Origin of the sequence: Hymenobacter monticola, from assembly GCF_022811645.1 — a bacterium.
GTDB classification, from domain to species: Bacteria; Bacteroidota; Bacteroidia; order Cytophagales; family Hymenobacteraceae; genus Hymenobacter; species Hymenobacter monticola.
In genome coordinates this window covers 2,631,393-2,646,501 of record NZ_CP094534.1, presented here as the reverse complement: position 1 = coordinate 2,646,501, position 15,109 = coordinate 2,631,393, and the positions used below count along the sequence as shown (strand labels likewise).

Here is a 15,109-nt window from a genome sequence, read left to right as displayed (position 1 = left end):
CTTCTGCTTTATGCTGAAACTCTACGCCGCCCGTTGCTATACCCTGGCCTTGCTACTGGCTGCTCCACTGGCTACGCTGGCCCAAACCGGCGGCGTGCGCGTGGGCACGCCCGGCGCGCCCGACCCCTCGGCCGTGCTCGACCTGCGCCCCGACGCCGCCAGCGCCCCCAAGGGCCTGCTGCCCCCGCGCCTGACCTTGGCCCAACGCGACGCCATTCGCAACCCGGCCGCCGGCCTCACCGTCTTCAACACCACTACCGGCGCGCTGAACGTGTGGAACGGCGCTGGCTGGGTGGCCAGCCTTACGGACCAGAGCGATACCGGACCGGTCGAATTCAGTTATACCGGCAGTTCGCAAACCTACACCGTGCCGGCGGGTATCACGCGCCTGCTCGTTGATATGGCAGGGGCTACCGGCGGCATGGGTTCGGGGCTGTCCGGGTTCGGAGGCCGGGTGCAAGCCACCCTGGCCGTGGTGCCGGGAGAGGTGCTCACCATCAACGTCGGGAAACCCGGCAGCATATCTGTCGGGTCCGGCGGCGTTGTTTATACCGGTGGAGAAGCCACCGATATCCGGCGCGGCGGCAGTGGCCTGACCGACCGGGTGTTGGTAGCGGGTGGCGGCGGGGGCGGCGGCAGCGCCGGCTACGGCGGCCACGGCGGGGGCCTCATCGGGGGCAGTGGCGGATTTGTCGGCGGTGGGGGCGGCACCCAAACGGCCCCCGGTGCCGGCGGCACGGGCGCCTTCAGTCCCGGCGCGGCGGGCAGCGGCGCGTTGGGTGCGCCGGCTACTTCCTCAACGGGCGGTGGCGGCGGCGGCGGCTACTACGGCGGGGGCAGCGGCGCCATCAACAGCTTGTTGTCGAGCGGCGGCGGCGGCGGGGGCTCATCATACGCCGGCGCGGGCACCAGCAACGTGGTACACACCCAGGGCTACCAAGCCGGTTATGGCTACGTGCGCCTGCGCAACGCCGACACACCGGCCCCGGTGCTCGACGCCCGCAACTTCGTGAACCTGTCCAGCGACAACCTGGGCAACCACACCGCCACCCAAAACCTGAACCTGGGCACCAACCAGCTGGTGGGCAACGGCGGCAGCGGCCTAAGCATCAGCAATTCCGGCACCGTGACGACGGCCGGAGCCATTGTGGCCGGCGGCAACGTGCAGCTGGGCACCAACCAATTGACGGGCAACGGCAGCGTGAACGTGGGCAATAACCTAAACCTTGGGGCGAACCAACTGGTGGGCAATGGCGGTACCCAGGGCCTGCGCGTGGCCAGCACCGGGGCCGTGACCTTGGCCGCGGGCCTGAGCCTGCCCATCCGCACCGTCAACCAAGTGGCTGGCAGCTACCAGAGCGTTGTCCTCACCGACGCCGACCACACCGTGCGTTCGGGCACGCCGCAGGGCGTGGGTGGCGGCATCCTGTTTGGCTTCTTCCTGCCGGACCCAGCCGGACGCACGGGCCGGGTGTACGTGCTGCTTAACTACGGCAGCACCAACGCCCGGCTCTACACCGCCACCCCGGCCAACAGCCTCGACGCCACGCTGGTGTATGACGACGCCTCCGGCAGCGTGACCCAGGTGCCGCGCGCCTCGCGCCTCACCGTGCAAAGCAACGGCTCCATATGGCTGGTGCTGAGCCGCTAGCCTCTTTTCCTTTACGGCAAAACCATTCGTACCCATGAGACCAATTCTTACCCTAGCGCTTGCGCTCCCGGCGTTGGCCGCCACGGCCCAGACGCTCACCAGTGACGGGGCCACCATTACCGTGCAGTCCGGGGCTACGCTCTACGTGGCCGGGGGCCTAAAAAACAACAGCGGCAGCAACCTCACCAACGAGGGCACCGTGCAGCTTACCGGCGACCTCCTCAACGCGGCCAGCCTGAGCGGCACGGGGCTGCTGCGTTTTAGCGGCAGTGCCGACCAAACCCTGACCACGGCCGCCGGCACCAGCCTGGGCAGGCTGGAAGCGGCCAATACCGGCAGCGCGGGCAGCAACCGCGTGCTCGTGGCAAACGACTTGACCGTAACCAATCAGCTCACGCTCACATCCGGGCTGGTGCGCACCGCTCCCGCAGCCACCATTACCCTGCCCGACGGCGCCTCGCTCAGCCCCGAGACGACCGGCAAGTACGTGCAAGGCAACCTGCGCGCCGTGCGCACCGCCGTGAGCGGCAGCGCGGCCGTGATTTTCCCCAACAGTGCCACTCTCACTCCCAACGGCTTGAACCTGGGCACCGTGACCATGACGCGCACCGCCGGCCTGCAAACCGCCGACCTGAGCTACGGCCAGAACCTAGGCGGTGCTCCCAAAGGCATCGACCGGGTGTGGACCGTGGCCGCCACCGGCGCTCAGCCCACCGATGGCAACCCGGTGAACGTGGCCTTGAGTTGGTTGCCCGAAGACGACAACGGCTTTGCCCTGGGCTCCAACGCCCAGCTATGGCGCGCAGGCTCGGCGGCCGGGCCGTGGGCCCGGCAGGGTGCGCCCGGCAGTGCCGCCAGCCGCAGCTTCGCAGCCGATGTAACGCAGCTTGGTGCCCTCACCATCAGCAACATCAGCGCTCCGCTGCCGGTGGAACTGACGCGCTTCACAGCCGAGCCGCAGGTTGCCGACGCGTTGCTGCGCTGGACCACGGCCTCGGAGAAAAACAACGACCATTTCGACGTGGAAGCCAGCGCCGACGGCCAGAGCTTCCGCCGCATTGCCACGGTGACCGGCCACGGCAGCACCACCCAGCCGCAGAACTACCAGTTGGTTGATAAAGCCATTGCCCGCTACGCGGCCGACCCGGTGTACTACCGCCTCCGCCAGGTCGACACGGACGGCACAGCCAGCTATTCGCCGGTGCGCCAAGTACGCGTGACGGCCCCCATGAGCTTCGCGGCTGAAGCCTGGCCCCAGCCTTTCGGCGCGGCCGGCACCACGCTCACCCTGCGCACCGCCACGGCCGGCCCGGCCACGCTGGTGCTGCACGACGCCACGGGTCGCCTGGTCCTCTCCCGCACCCTTGGCCTGAATGCTGGCACCACCGACTTACCCATGGCTGAGCTTGGCCCACTGGCTACCGGCGTGTACGTGCTGCGCTTGAGCCAGGGTGCCCAGCACGCGCAGCTAAAGCTGGTGCGGGAGTAGTCGTACCAGACGCGATAAAAAAGGCCCCGCGCTTCTGTAGCGCGGGGCCTTTTTGTTGATGTCGAAGTATTTCTTTCTGCCTACTGCACGGCGGCCAACCGCTCTACGCAGACTTTCAGGCTTTCGCGCCAGTGTGGGATGGCCACGCCCAGCGTAGCTTTGATTTTGGTTTTGTCCATCACCGAAAACGGCGGGCGCGTGGCTTTAGTGGGGTATTCGCTGGTGCGGATGGGCGTCGTTTTCACCGCAATACCGCTCAGCTCGAAGATGGCCGTGGCGAAGTCGTACCACGACGTCAGGCCTTCGTTGCTGTAGTGGTAGAGGCCGTAGGCGGTGCTGCCGCTTTCAATAATTCCCAGAATCACCCCGGCCAAATCGATGGCGTAGGTGGGCGTCCCCACCTGGTCCCAGATAACGCGCAGCTCGTCGCGCTCACGGCCCAGCTTCTGCATGGTTTTCACGAAGTTGCCCGCAAATTCGGAGTATAGCCAACTGGTGCGCAAGGTGAAATACCGCTCGGTCAGACTCGGAATTACCTGTTCTCCTTCGAGCTTGGTGAGGCCGTAGGCGCTGATGGGCGCGGTCTCGTCGGTTTCGGTGAGGGGCTGGTTGCCGGTGCCGGCAAACACGAAATCGGTCGAAATCTGGATGAGCACCGTGCCGTACTCGCCGCAGAGCCGGGCCAGGTTTCCCACCCCGTCGCAGTTGATTTTGCGGGCTAGGTCCAGCTCATCCTCGGCCTTATCCACCGCCGTGTAGGCGGCGCAGTTGATTACGTAGGCCGGCTGGTGCTGAGCAAAGAGGCCGGCCAGCCCTTCGAGGTGGAGAATGTTGGCCTGCGCTTCGGGCAAGAACACCAGGCCGGCCGTGCCGCGCGCCTGCGCTACGTACGCCAAACATTGCCCCAACTGGCCCGAGGCCCCAAAAACCAATACGCTACCCATAATCGACGCAACTGTGCTTACTCTTTTTCGAGCCGCAAGTTAGCGTCGCCGGGCGGGCGTTTGTTGTCGATGGGCACGAAACGCTGCTCCCGGGGCTGCTTTTCGCTCAGGTAGCGCCAGTAGCGCAGCGGCATGTGGCGGCGGTGCAGCTTCAGGTTTTTGCGTTCCGGAATGTTCACGTGGTCGAAATACGACTGCCACAGCAGCCGGAACAGTGGCTCCCGCTCGTCGAGCACCGTGGCCGAAATGTCGCTTGATTTCGCGCCGACTGGGTTTTCAAACTGCACCACGTCGGTGCGGGTCAGGTCGTAGTAGAGGCCGTAGTGGCGGCGGCGGTCGTATATCAACCAGCGCTGGTCGGCATAGCGCTTGGTGAAGTGCGCGGCAATGAGCGGCAATACGTCCATGTCGGGCTCGATGGTGGCGTGGAACAGCTCGTCCTGCGTTTTTTCGAAGCGCACGAAGGCCTCCATGCGGTGCTTTTCGCGAAACATCATCTGGGCCAAGCGCTGCACGCGGCGCACGTCGGCGTTAGCGTAGTTCTCGGCAATGTCCTGGGCCGAGCGCAAAGCCAAATCCACGTAGCGAAAAATCAGCATCTCGCGGTCAGCATCCTCACTCAGAAACACGTGGTAGAGGCGCGTGCGGGCCTCCTGGTCCATGCTTTTCAGCAGGCCTTCCCACACGCGGGCGGCCAGAGCTTCATTGGTATCGGTGGGCGCAGGCGCGGCAAACAGCCCACCCTGCACCGCCGCCTCCGGCTGGATGCTGTTGGGCGCGGCCTTGCTGTCGTAAATGGTGAATAGCACCGTGAGCAGGCCCTCAAACGTGCCGTCGTAGGTGTAGTCGCGGGCAGGCGCGCTGAGCACCGGGGCCGGCCGACGCGGCGCACCGTTGCGGGCCGCAGGTGCCGCCGAAGGCCGGCGCAGAGGACGAATATTGGCCATGAGCTATTTCAGAAAGTTGAGCAACAGCTTGTTCACTTCGGCGGGCATCTCGTGCTGCACCCAGTGGCTGGCGGGCAGGTAAGTAAGCTCGGCATCATCGCAGAAAGCCAGGCTTTCCCGGGCCAGCTCGCGCTTCAGAAAAGCGTCCCGCTCGCCCTAGATAATGCAGACGGGTACTGACACCCGGCCCGTTTTGCCCAGCCGGCTGCCAAACCGCACGGCGGCCCGGTACCAGTTCAGCATACTGCGCACGGCGCTGGGCTGCGCCCAGGCCGCTTCGTACAAAGCCAAATCGTCGTCGCCAAAGGTGCCCGGACGGCTGGTGCCTCGCAGGGCCCACCGGGCAAACCGCCAGCGGCGCCTTTTCACCAGCATCTCGGGCAGCCACGGCAGCTGAAAGAAGAAAACGTACCAGCTTTTCAGCAACTGGCCCGGCCGACGCAGCAGGGCCCGACCCAGCACGCGCGGGTGCGGCACGTTCAGGATAGCCACCCGGCTGATACGGCCGGGGTAGTGCGCGGCCAGGTGCCAAGCCACGGCCGCGCCCCAGTCGTGTCCAATGACTGCGGCCGTTTCGCGCCCGGCGGCATCAATAAGCCCAATGATGTCCGCCGCCAACTCGTCAATGACGTAATCGCGCACCCGGCGCGGCTTGTCGCTTAAGTTGTAGCCGCGCTGGTCTGGAGCCCACACGCGGTAGCCCGCCTCGGCCAGCACCTCTATCTGGTGGCGCCAGGCGTACCAGAACTCCGGGAAGCCGTGCAATAAAACCACCAGCGGGCCAGCCTCAGGGCCGCACTGCACCACATGCAGGCGCAGGCCGTTGGTGGGCACATGGTGGTGTTCGAGGGCGTAGGGCATGCATGGCTGTACCGTAGACGCCGGGCGGGGGTTGCGTGTAGCGTGGACTCTGCGAGTCCGCGCATTGCCTGAACGAAACCAGCAGGCGCGGACTCGCAGAGTCCACGCTACGGCCCATGTTACGCCGCCTGCTGACGTTGCTCGCCCAACTCGGCCTGGTAGCGGGCACGGGCGTCTTCGTGCATCTGGCGCACCAGGGGCATCAGCTCGCTGATGCGGCACACGCAGGCCACGCGGGCCACTTTGTTGTCGGATTGCGGAGCGGGTGCAGGCTGGGGTTGGCGGTGAATGACTTTCATGACAGAAAAGAAGATGTCGTTTTGGATGCCGCCCAGGCTGCTTTTCGACAGCGAAGCAGGGCCGTTGGAAAAAAGAGCGTCGTAATTCATTGCTTAAGAAGCTTGGGCAAATAAGTCGAGTTGCTGAGTGACGAGGGCCGAGCGCACCGAGCCGGCCCCAAACAGAATCTGGCGGCGCACTTGCTGCTCGGTCAGCTCGCCGATGAGGGGCTGATGCTCGCCGTCGCAGGTGAGGAAGTATTTGGCCCGCTTGAGCACCACGCCCAACTGGCGCAGCGTTTCCATGTTGAGGCGGGCGAAGCGGCGGGCGGCCACAATTTTCTTAGCCGAGCGGGCCCCCACGCCGGGAATGCGCAGTATCATCTCAAAGTCGGCCGTGTTCACGTCCACCGGAAACACGTGGCGGTTGCGCAGGGCCCAGGCAAGCTTGGGGTCAATTTCGAGGTCGAGGTGCGGGTGCGCGGGGTCCAGGATTTCATCGGCCTGAAAGCCATAGAAGCGCATCAGCCAGTCGGTTTGGTACAGCCGGTGCTCCCGGATGACGGGCGGCTGCGTCACCTGGGGCAAGCGGGCGTCGTCGGTCACGGGGATATAGCCGGAGTAATACACGCGCTTCAGCCCGTAGCCCTGGTAGAGGGAGTCGGTGAGCTTGATGATTTGCAGGTCCGTCTCGGCGCTGGCGCCCACGATGAGCTGGGTGGTCTGGCCGGCGGTGGCGAAGTTTGGCACCTTTTTGAACAGCGCCTTTTCCTCTTTATTCTGAATGATACCGTCCCGAATCTGACTCATCGGGGTCAGAATCTCCTGGTAGTTCTTCTCCGGCGCCAGCTGCGTGAGGGCCAGCTCCGAGGGCAGCTCGATGTTCACGCTGAGGCGGTCAGCGTAGAGGCCGGCCTCCTGAATTAGCTCTTCCGAAGCGCCCGGAATGGTTTTGACGTGGATGTAGCCGTTGAACTTGTGCTCGGTGCGCAGCTTCTTCACGATGCGCACGAGGCGCTCCATCGTATAGTCAGGGCTGGAAAAAATGCCGGAGCTCAGAAACAGCCCTTCGATGTAGTTGCGGCGGTAGAAGTTGATGGTCAGGTCCACCACTTCGTCCACCGTGAAGGCGGCGCGCTTCACGTCGTTGGAGCGGCGCGACACGCAGTAGGCGCAGTCGAAGATGCAGTGGTTGGTGAGCAAAATTTTGAGCAGACTCACGCAGCGGCCGTCCTCGGTGTAGCTGTGGCATATGCCCATGCCTTCGGCATTGCCCAGGCCTTTGTTCTCGTTTTTGCGCTTGGCACCGCTGCTGCTGCACGAAGCATCGTACTTCGCGGCATCAGCTAATATGCTTAGTTTCTCTTGAATGCGCTCGTTCATGAGGAAGGGCTGGCTTTCGGGCTTAAAAGTAATAAACAGCGGCCAAATAGGCACAAGCATTTAAGCTAATTTTATTGGAAATAGTTTCCTATTTTAAGAAAACGTCACTGGCCGATTGCACAGCTTTTTTAGCAGAAGCCGCCCTGTTCTTAGCCTGCGCTGGTTTGGCGGATTTTCGCTGGCATCGGAATAGAATAAAAAGACGGCCCACCTTGTGTGCAACGCCCGAACCCCGCCCCGGCTCCTTTTCGTACTTTGCAGCGTTGCGCCTTATTATGAGCTTTAGCGGTTGGTTTCTGTTGCTGTTTGTCCTGTTGGGCTGGGGGGTCCGGCCGGTTTCGGCGCAGACGTTTGACCCCCGCTCGGCCATTCCGCCCGACTCGCTGAAGGCGGCCGACGAAATCCTGCCCCACCGCGCCGACTCCCTGCGCCGCCGCTTTGACGAGGAACGCATCCTCAACCGCCTCAAGGCTTACTCGCGCCGCAAAACCATCATGGGCAAGGCCCTCTCCGGCCTGCTCAACTTCACGCAGCGCCAGGAAGAGCAGGCCGGCCTCGACGCCGTGCTGCTCAACCGGCAGTTCGACCAGCACAACTTCAAGATTGTGCGCAGCATCAACATTCGCACGCTCGATGCCTTCGGCTACAGCCTCTCCGACTCGACCCGGATTCCGCGTTCGTTCTGGGAGAAATCGGGCAACGCCCTGCACCTCAAAACGGCCCGCTCGCGGGTGCGGCAGGTGCTGCTGTTTCGGCCGGGCCAGGCGCTGGAGCCGCAGCAGCTGGCCGAGTCGGAGCGCCTGCTGCGCCAGACGCCCGAAATCCTGGACGCCCGCGTGCTGGTGAACGAGCACAGCAGCACCCGCGACAGCGTCGACATCACGGTGCTCACCACCGACGTGTTCAGCATCACGGCCGGCTACGAGCTGGGCTCGGCCACGGCCGGCCTCATCACCCTCGGCGACGACAACTTCCTGGGCCTGGGCCACCAGCTCACCAACGAGTACCGTTACGGGCGCGGCCTGAACACCGACAACGGCGAAAACCCGCAGCAATGGTCCTACGTGGGCAGCTACACGGCTCCGTTTCGCAACTTCGTGTACGGCCAGGCCCGCTACCGCAACGAGTACAACTACCGCTCGGGCGGCGTCACGCTGCGGCGCGATTTCTACTCGCCCAGCGCCCGCTACGCCGGCGCCATCAGCCTCGACAGCTACTCCCAAAACATTGCCCTGGTGGCGCCGCCGCCGGGCCAGCCCTACGTATACTACCCGCTGCGCTCGCTGGTGCAGGACGTGTGGGTGGGCCGCGCGCTGCGCCTGCGCTCCTACGACCTGGGCTACGAAAACCCCGGCCGCGTGATTGTGGCGGCCCGGGCCCTGCGCACCGACTTCAGCGCCGTGCCCCGGCCCGACCCCAGCACCGGCCTCGAAACGCCCGACTACCACGACGGTACTCTGGTGCTGGGCACCGTGGGCTACTCCGTGCGCCGTTACTACAAAGACCGGTACCTGTTTGGCTTTGGCCGCACCGAGGACGTGCCGGCCGGCACCCTGCTCAGCCTCACCCTGGGCTACGACGTGAACCGCGTGGTGCCACGCCGCTACCTGGCCGCGCGCGTGGCCGCCGCCGGCTTCAGCACCCGCAGCGGCTACCTCTACGCGGGCGTAGACCTGGGCATTTTTCAGCGCCTCGACCAAGCCCGCGGCTGGGAGCAGGGCGTGCTCAGCACCGAGCTCACGTCCTTCACGCGCCTCTACCACGTGGGCAACTGGCAGTACCGGCACTTCCTGAGCAGCCGGGGCACCATCGGCATCGACCGGCGGCCCGGCGACTTGCTGCAGGGCATCACCAACGACCGGGGGCTGCGCGGCTTTGCGCCGGCCTCGCCGGTACTGGCTACCAGCCGCTTCGTGCTCAACTACGAAACCACGCTGTTCACGCCGCTCTCGCTGCTGGGCTTCCGGCTGGCCGGCGTGGCCTTTGCCGATGCCGCCTGGGTGAGCGACCGCCCCGGCGGGGGCTCGCCGTTCAGCGGGGCGCCCTACACGGGCTTTGGCCTGGGGCTGCGCTTCCGCAACGAGTTCACGGCCCTGCGCACGTTCCAGTTGCTCATCGGCTTCTACCCGCGCGGCCTCACGGCGCCCAACGGCATTCGCATGTTTGAGTCGACCCGCGAAACCGTGACGTTTACCGACTTTGGCCTGGGCGCGCCCGGCACCGCGCCTTATCAGTAGTCAGCCAGGGTAAGCAGTAGCACGGCCGTGCCGGGCGCCAAATGCTCAGGATGGCAGGCAGATTTTGGCATAGTACAACCCGCAGATTAGCTGGAGCCCGGCCATTTCAAGCACAAAGCCCCGCCTCTAGATGAGGCGGGGCTTTGCTTTCACATTAGATAAGACACTTTACAGCAACACACTAGATAAGGTAAAGGGTAGATAAAGGCGAATAGGCGGACGATGTATTTACTAGTAACCTAATAGTAGCCAGTTGGGCCGCGAGGACCGACCAGCGGAAATTAACGGTCGGCGGAGAAGGCGATGGGCACGGTGCAGGCCACGCGCACGGGCTGGCCGTTCGAGCGGGCGGGCTCCCAGGGCGGCATCAGCCACACCAGGCGCAGGGCTTCGTCGTTGAGGCCGCTGCCGGGGCCGCTAATGACGTGGGCATCGGTCACTCTGCCCTGGGCGTTGAGTACGAAGTTGACCAGCACCCGGCCCGATACGTGGCGCTGCAGCGCCTGCTGCGGGTAGCGGATGGACTTGGCCAAATACGCTTTGAAGGCCTTGTCGCCCCCCACAAACTGGGGCCGCACCTCGGGGTTGATGAAGACCGAATCGGGGTTGATGGTGGGGGCCGCCGGCACCATGGGCGGCGCGGGCGCGGCGGCGGGCGTGCTCACCGCTGCCGCGGGGCGGGCCGGCATCGAAGCGTAGGGCCCCGACTGAGCCCGGCTTTGGCCCGCGCCCAGGAGCCCGAACAGGCCCAGCAAAGAAAAGAATCGTAGAGAATGGGTCACGTGCAGATGAGCTATGGTGAGATATAAATCGATTGACTCAGCTTGGCGCCTTACTAACTTCTAACGAAATAAAGGTACTAGATGTTTTTCAAAAATTGTCTTTTCGTCAGAAAAAAACTTTTCATTATTAATCAAAAGGAAAGCCTAATAGTGCACTTGCATATGTTGCAATTAGCCAAAATAGGCGTTTAAAGCATTTTATTACCCTTTTTACGAATGCAAAATTAATACATTTTATGACTTTGCAAATGTCCTTCGAGTTAAGAATAACTAAACATTCATTTAACTATTCCAAGAATAATCATGCTTGTCGTTTCATAACTTTTTATTCCCGCTCCTTTCATCGTTAATTTGCGATAAGCAATAAGACACATGGCCATTCACAAACACCAGGAATTTGATGCCGAGGCCCAGGAGCTGGCAACCTTAGCGAAGGCTTTGGGGCATCCGGCGCGGGTGGCCATTGTGCGGCTACTGGCCCAGCGGCAGGCCTGCGTGTGCGGCGACCTGGTGCTGGCGCTGCCGCTGTCGCAGAGCACCGTGTCGCAGCACCTCAAGGAGCTGAAAGCCGCCGGCCTGGTGCAGGGCGAAGTAGACGGCCCGCGCGTGTGCTACTGCCTTTCGCCCACGGGTTGGGCCCGCGCCCGGCAGCTGCTGGGCGGCCTGCTGGCCGAGCTGCCGGCGGCAGCGGCCAATTGTGGCTGTTAAGCCCATCTAATACCATTGCCTCTTCTGGGCTAGCTGTTCAATCTTTCACGCCAAACCTTTCGCCCCTATGGAACCCGCCGTTTTCCCTCGCATGCACGTTTCGCTGTACGTGTCCGATTTGGCCGCTACGGTCAACTTCTATACTGCCTTCTTTGGGCAGCCAGCCGCTAAAATCAAGCGCGGCTACGCCAAGTACGTGCTTGACCGGCCTTCGCTCATCATCTCCTTTGTGGAGAATGCGGCGCGGGTGCAAAGCCACTTCGGCCACCTGGGCTTCCAGGTAGAAACCGTGGCCGAGCTCGACGAGCGCCTGGCCGCTGCCCGGCGGGCGGGCCTGGTGAGCCGCGAGGAAATGGGCACCAACTGCTGCTACGCCAAGCAGGATAAGTTCTGGGTGCTCGACCCAGACGGCGTGGAGTGGGAGGTGTACTACTTCCACGCCGATGCCGAGTTCAACGACCCGCGCTACCAGGACGAGTACGATGCGGCCAGCGACAGCAGCCAGTGCTGCATTGCCCCGGCCGCGGCGCCGGCCACTGCCGAGGTGCTGACCACTGCGCCCATGGCCTTCACGCTGGTGGATACTTCGGCTGCGGCGGCCACGTGCACGCCGGGCGGCGGGTGCTGCTGAAAACACGAAAGGGCAAGCCGTGATGCCGAGCGCAGCCGAGGCATGACAATCTGAGGCTGATGTGCAAGCATGTTATAAATAGCACACGGCTCCTGGCCGGCAATCCGCTTTCGCCTGCTTGCCGTTATTTCACCGCATGAACATTCTTCCGCTCACCGCGGCGCACTGGCCCGCGGCCCGCGCCATCTACGCCGAGGGCATCGCCACCGGCACAGCTACCTTCAGCACCGACGTTCCCGCCTGGGCCGACTGGGACGCCGGCCACCTGCCCACGTGCCGCTTGGTGGCCGTGGACGATGACGGCCAAACGGTGCGGGGCTGGGCGGCGCTCTCGCCCGTATCGGGGCGCTGCGTGTACGCGGGCGTGGCCGAGGTGAGCGTGTATGTGGCCGCGGCCGCCCGGGGGCGCGGCGTGGGCCGGGCACTGCTGGCAGCACTGGTGCGGGAGTCGGAACAAAACGGTCTCTGGACCTTGCAGGCCGGCATTTTCCCTGAAAACGTGGCTAGTGTACGCTTACATGAGGCGGCGGGCTTTCGGCAGGTGGGGCGGCGCGAGCGCATCGGCCAGCTGCGCGGGCAGTGGCGCGACACGCTGCTGCTGGAGCGGCGTAGTGCCGTAGTGGGCACGGAAGTGGCAGCTTGTAATTCGACCGCCGCATGCCGCTAACCTTACGCCAATGCCTGCTGGCCGAGGTGCTGGGCACGGCCATCTTGTTGATTTTCGGGACCGGCGCGGCCGTGGTGAACGAGCAAACCCACGCGCTGGGGCACGGCGGCGTGGCAGCGGCCTTCGGGCTGGTGGTGTTCCTGCTGATTCAGAGCCTGGGCGAGAGCAGCGGCTGCCACCTCAACCCGGCCGTGACGGTGGGCTTCTGGGCGGCGGGGCGGTTCCCGGGGCGGCGGGTGCTGCCCTACGCGGCGGCGCAACTGCTGGGCGCGGCCCTGGGCAGCGGGCTGGTGAAGCTGGTGGCCGCGCCGGGCTCGAACCTGGGCGCCACGCTGCCGGCCCACGGCGCCATGCAGGCCCTGGGCATCGAGACCTTCCTCACCTTCGGGCTGATGCTGGTGATTTTGCGCGTCACGGCCGGCTCGAAGGAAGTGGGCATGCTGGCGGGACTGGCCATCAGTGCCACGGTGGGGCTGGAGGCGCTGGTGGGCGGCCCGCTCACGGGTGCGAGCATGAACCCGGCCCGCTCCCTCTCCCCCGCCCTGCTCAGCGGCGTCTGGACCGACTGGTGGCTGTACATCGTAGGCCCGGTGGCCGGCGCGCTGCTGGCCGTGGCGTGCGACCGGCTGCTGCAGCCGCGGGCGGCGAATTAAATTCTAACGTGGCGCCTGACCATACTCAAAAAATACCTTCCATGAAAACCTTCCTCTTCGTCTGCATCGAAAACGCCAACCGCAGCCAGATGGCCCAGGCTTTTGCCACCATGCACGGCGGCGCACAGGTGGCGGCCTACAGCGCCGGCTCGCGCCCCTCGGGTGTCATCAACCCCAAAGCCGTGGCGGCCATGGCCGAGTTGGGCTACGACCTGGGCAACCACGCCAGCAAGAGCCTTGACGAGGTGCGCGACCAGCAATTCGACTACGTGGTGACCATGGGCTGCGGCGACGCCTGCCCCTTTATCGCGGCCCGGCACCGCGTCGACTGGCAGATTCCCGACCCCAAGCACCTGGCACCGGCCGAGTTCCGCGAAGTGCGCGACCTGGTGGGACGGCAGGTGCGGGCGCTGCTGCAGGAGGCGGGGGTGACGCCGGCAATCGGCTAATTGGCGGCGCTGCTATCCGCAAGAAGGCGCCCCGCCTCTACAAAGCCTATACTACCCTGAAGACTGCGGCCACTGGATATTGAATAAACAAGGCTAAATCTGGCCCATGCCGCCGTCGACGAAGAGCTCAATGCCGTTGACGAAGCTGGCATCGGCCGAAGCCAGGAACAGGGCAGCAGCGGCAATTTCTTCGGGGCGGCCCATTTCCCCGCGCGGAATCAGGGCGGCAATCTGGGCCTTGAACTCGGCGCCGGTGGCGGCCATCATGGGCGTATCAATGGCGCCCGGGCTCAGCAGGTTCACCCGAATGCCGCGGTCCTGCAAGTCGACTACCCAGCCCCGCACGAAGGCCCGAAGCGTGGCCTTGCTGGCGCTGTACACGCTGTTGGCCGGATAGCCTTTGATGGAAGCACCCGACCCGTTGAGTAAAATCGAGCCGCCTGCTGCGAATAGGGGCAGGGCTTTCTGCACGGTGAAGAGCGTGCCGCGCACGTTCAGGTCGAAGATGGTATCGAAGAGTTCTTCGGTGACCTCGCCCAGCTTGCCGAAGCCGGCTGCCCCCGCGCTGGCAAACAGCACGTCGATGGTGCCCTTTTCCCGCTGCACGGTCTCGTAGAGGCGGTCGAGGTCGGCCAGGTTGGCGGCGTCGCCCAGCACCCCGGTCACGTTGCGGCCAATGGCTTGCACGGCGGCATCGAGCTTTTCCTGGTGGCGGCCCGTGATGAAGACGTAGGCCCCTTCGGCCACAAATAATTTGGCGGTGGCCAAGGCCATGCCCGACGTGCCGCCGGTGATGACGGCCACTTTTCCGGTGAGTTTTCCCATGCTGGTGTGGTGGATGAAGGTGGTTGGCTTGCGTTGCGCTGGCTGCGCAACTGTTGCGTGGTTCGCGGAGCAAAATTCCGGCGCGGGTGGGGGCCTGACAATTAGGGAAAACTTATTCAGCACCCGATACTTTTAGCGCATAGGGCGGTTTTAATCCCTGTCCCCCGGCCATATCTTTATCCCAACCGGCTTCTCTTATGTATCAGAAAAAAATCGCCAACACGCTGAGCTGCGGCTCGGTGCTAACCAAGGAAGTGCTGCACGGCAAATGGAAATCAACCTTGCTCGCGTGCATTTCCCAGGGCATTCGGCGGCCCAGCGCCATGCACCGCACCATCCCTAGCGCTACGCGGCGCGTGCTCAACGTGCAGCTGGCGGAAATGGAGCAGCACGGCCTAGTTTCTAAAACCATCTTCCCCGAATTGCCGCCCCGGGTGGAGTACCAGCTCACGAGCCTGGGGCAGTCGCTGCTGCCCGTGATTGAGGTGATGGAACAATGGGGCAACGCCCACCGCCCGGAGCTGGAACAGGTGCTGGCGGTGAGCTTAGCCGAGCTGCCCGGATAAGCGGCAAACGGTTTCTTGCGCGCAATGCTTACCCGGCG

The 15,109-nt window shown here is 64.2% G+C and carries 16 protein-coding genes; 9 read left to right on the top strand and 7 right to left on the bottom strand.

Annotation, left to right across the window (positions count from 1 at the left end; all coding sequences use genetic code 11):
* Positions 1 to 10: 10 nt before the first annotated feature.
* Complete coding sequence (locus tag MTP16_RS11030; RefSeq protein WP_243519683.1) at positions 11 to 1,651, top strand: glycine-rich protein; 1,641 nt, start codon at positions 11 to 13, stop codon at positions 1,649 to 1,651.
* Between the two features lie 34 nt (positions 1,652 to 1,685).
* The gene (locus MTP16_RS11025; protein ID WP_243519681.1) at positions 1,686 to 3,140 is read left to right on the top strand and encodes a T9SS type A sorting domain-containing protein; all 1,455 of its coding nucleotides are present in this window, start codon (positions 1,686 to 1,688) and stop codon (positions 3,138 to 3,140) included.
* Positions 3,141 to 3,220: 80 nt separating this feature from the next.
* Here the strand turns inward: MTP16_RS11025 and rfbD are convergent, their stop codons facing one another.
* The 5 genes from rfbD to MTP16_RS11000 form a co-directional block, all read right to left on the bottom strand.
* Positions 3,221 to 4,084 carry a dTDP-4-dehydrorhamnose reductase gene (gene rfbD, locus MTP16_RS11020; protein ID WP_243519679.1) on the bottom strand — a complete coding sequence of 288 codons (864 nt, stop codon included), beginning with the start codon at positions 4,082 to 4,084 and terminating at the stop codon, positions 3,221 to 3,223.
* Between the two features lie 17 nt (positions 4,085 to 4,101).
* The gene (locus tag MTP16_RS11015) at positions 4,102 to 5,031 is read right to left on the bottom strand and encodes a TIGR03915 family putative DNA repair protein (RefSeq protein ID WP_243519677.1); all 930 of its coding nucleotides are present in this window, start codon (positions 5,029 to 5,031) and stop codon (positions 4,102 to 4,104) included.
* Positions 5,032 to 5,187: 156 nt separating this feature from the next.
* Positions 5,188 to 5,892 carry an alpha/beta fold hydrolase gene (locus tag MTP16_RS11010; protein WP_243519675.1) on the bottom strand — a complete coding sequence of 235 codons (705 nt, stop codon included), beginning with the start codon at positions 5,890 to 5,892 and terminating at the stop codon, positions 5,188 to 5,190.
* Positions 5,893 to 6,011: 119 nt separating this feature from the next.
* On the bottom strand, positions 6,012 to 6,281 hold the full coding sequence (locus MTP16_RS11005; protein WP_243519673.1) for a hypothetical protein: 270 nt from the start codon (positions 6,279 to 6,281) through the stop codon (positions 6,012 to 6,014).
* A gap of 3 nt (positions 6,282 to 6,284) precedes the next feature.
* The gene (locus MTP16_RS11000) at positions 6,285 to 7,553 is read right to left on the bottom strand and encodes a putative DNA modification/repair radical SAM protein (RefSeq protein ID WP_243519671.1); all 1,269 of its coding nucleotides are present in this window, start codon (positions 7,551 to 7,553) and stop codon (positions 6,285 to 6,287) included.
* Positions 7,554 to 7,828: 275 nt separating this feature from the next.
* Between MTP16_RS11000 and MTP16_RS10995 the strand changes: the two genes are divergently transcribed.
* Complete coding sequence (locus MTP16_RS10995) at positions 7,829 to 9,790, top strand: BamA/TamA family outer membrane protein (protein ID WP_243519668.1); 1,962 nt, start codon at positions 7,829 to 7,831, stop codon at positions 9,788 to 9,790.
* A 281-nt stretch (positions 9,791 to 10,071) separates the two neighbouring features.
* Here the strand turns inward: MTP16_RS10995 and MTP16_RS10990 are convergent, their stop codons facing one another.
* The gene (locus MTP16_RS10990; protein ID WP_243519666.1) at positions 10,072 to 10,572 is read right to left on the bottom strand and encodes an energy transducer TonB; all 501 of its coding nucleotides are present in this window, start codon (positions 10,570 to 10,572) and stop codon (positions 10,072 to 10,074) included.
* 372 nt (positions 10,573 to 10,944) lie between these two features.
* Here MTP16_RS10990 and MTP16_RS10985 point away from each other — a divergent pair, with 372 nt between their 5' ends.
* The 5 genes from MTP16_RS10985 to MTP16_RS10965 all read left to right on the top strand — a co-directional run bounded on the left by MTP16_RS10985 (position 10,945) and on the right by MTP16_RS10965 (position 13,680).
* A complete protein-coding gene (locus tag MTP16_RS10985) occupies positions 10,945 to 11,280 on the top strand; it encodes an ArsR/SmtB family transcription factor (RefSeq protein WP_243519664.1) in 336 nt (111 codons plus the stop codon).
* A gap of 67 nt (positions 11,281 to 11,347) precedes the next feature.
* Complete coding sequence (locus tag MTP16_RS10980; RefSeq protein ID WP_243519662.1) at positions 11,348 to 11,911, top strand: ArsI/CadI family heavy metal resistance metalloenzyme; 564 nt, start codon at positions 11,348 to 11,350, stop codon at positions 11,909 to 11,911.
* Positions 11,912 to 12,047: 136 nt separating this feature from the next.
* The gene (locus MTP16_RS10975) at positions 12,048 to 12,578 is read left to right on the top strand and encodes a GNAT family N-acetyltransferase (RefSeq protein WP_243519660.1); all 531 of its coding nucleotides are present in this window, start codon (positions 12,048 to 12,050) and stop codon (positions 12,576 to 12,578) included.
* Positions 12,569 to 13,231 (top strand): MIP/aquaporin family protein, encoded by a 663-nt coding sequence (locus MTP16_RS10970; protein WP_243519658.1) that lies wholly within the window; start codon positions 12,569 to 12,571, stop codon positions 13,229 to 13,231. Before MTP16_RS10975 ends, MTP16_RS10970 begins: the two co-directional genes overlap by 10 nt.
* Positions 13,232 to 13,272: 41 nt before the next feature.
* Positions 13,273 to 13,680: an arsenate reductase ArsC gene (locus MTP16_RS10965; protein ID WP_243519656.1), complete on the top strand. Its 408-nt coding sequence runs from the start codon at positions 13,273 to 13,275 to the stop codon at positions 13,678 to 13,680.
* Between the two features lie 93 nt (positions 13,681 to 13,773).
* Here MTP16_RS10965 and MTP16_RS10960 read toward each other — a convergent pair whose 3' ends face one another.
* Positions 13,774 to 14,505 carry an SDR family NAD(P)-dependent oxidoreductase gene (locus MTP16_RS10960; RefSeq protein WP_243519655.1) on the bottom strand — a complete coding sequence of 244 codons (732 nt, stop codon included), beginning with the start codon at positions 14,503 to 14,505 and terminating at the stop codon, positions 13,774 to 13,776.
* 197 nt (positions 14,506 to 14,702) lie between these two features.
* Here MTP16_RS10960 and MTP16_RS10955 point away from each other — a divergent pair, with 197 nt between their 5' ends.
* A complete protein-coding gene (locus MTP16_RS10955) occupies positions 14,703 to 15,071 on the top strand; it encodes a winged helix-turn-helix transcriptional regulator (protein ID WP_243519653.1) in 369 nt (122 codons plus the stop codon).
* The last annotated feature ends 38 nt before the right edge of the window (positions 15,072 to 15,109 follow it).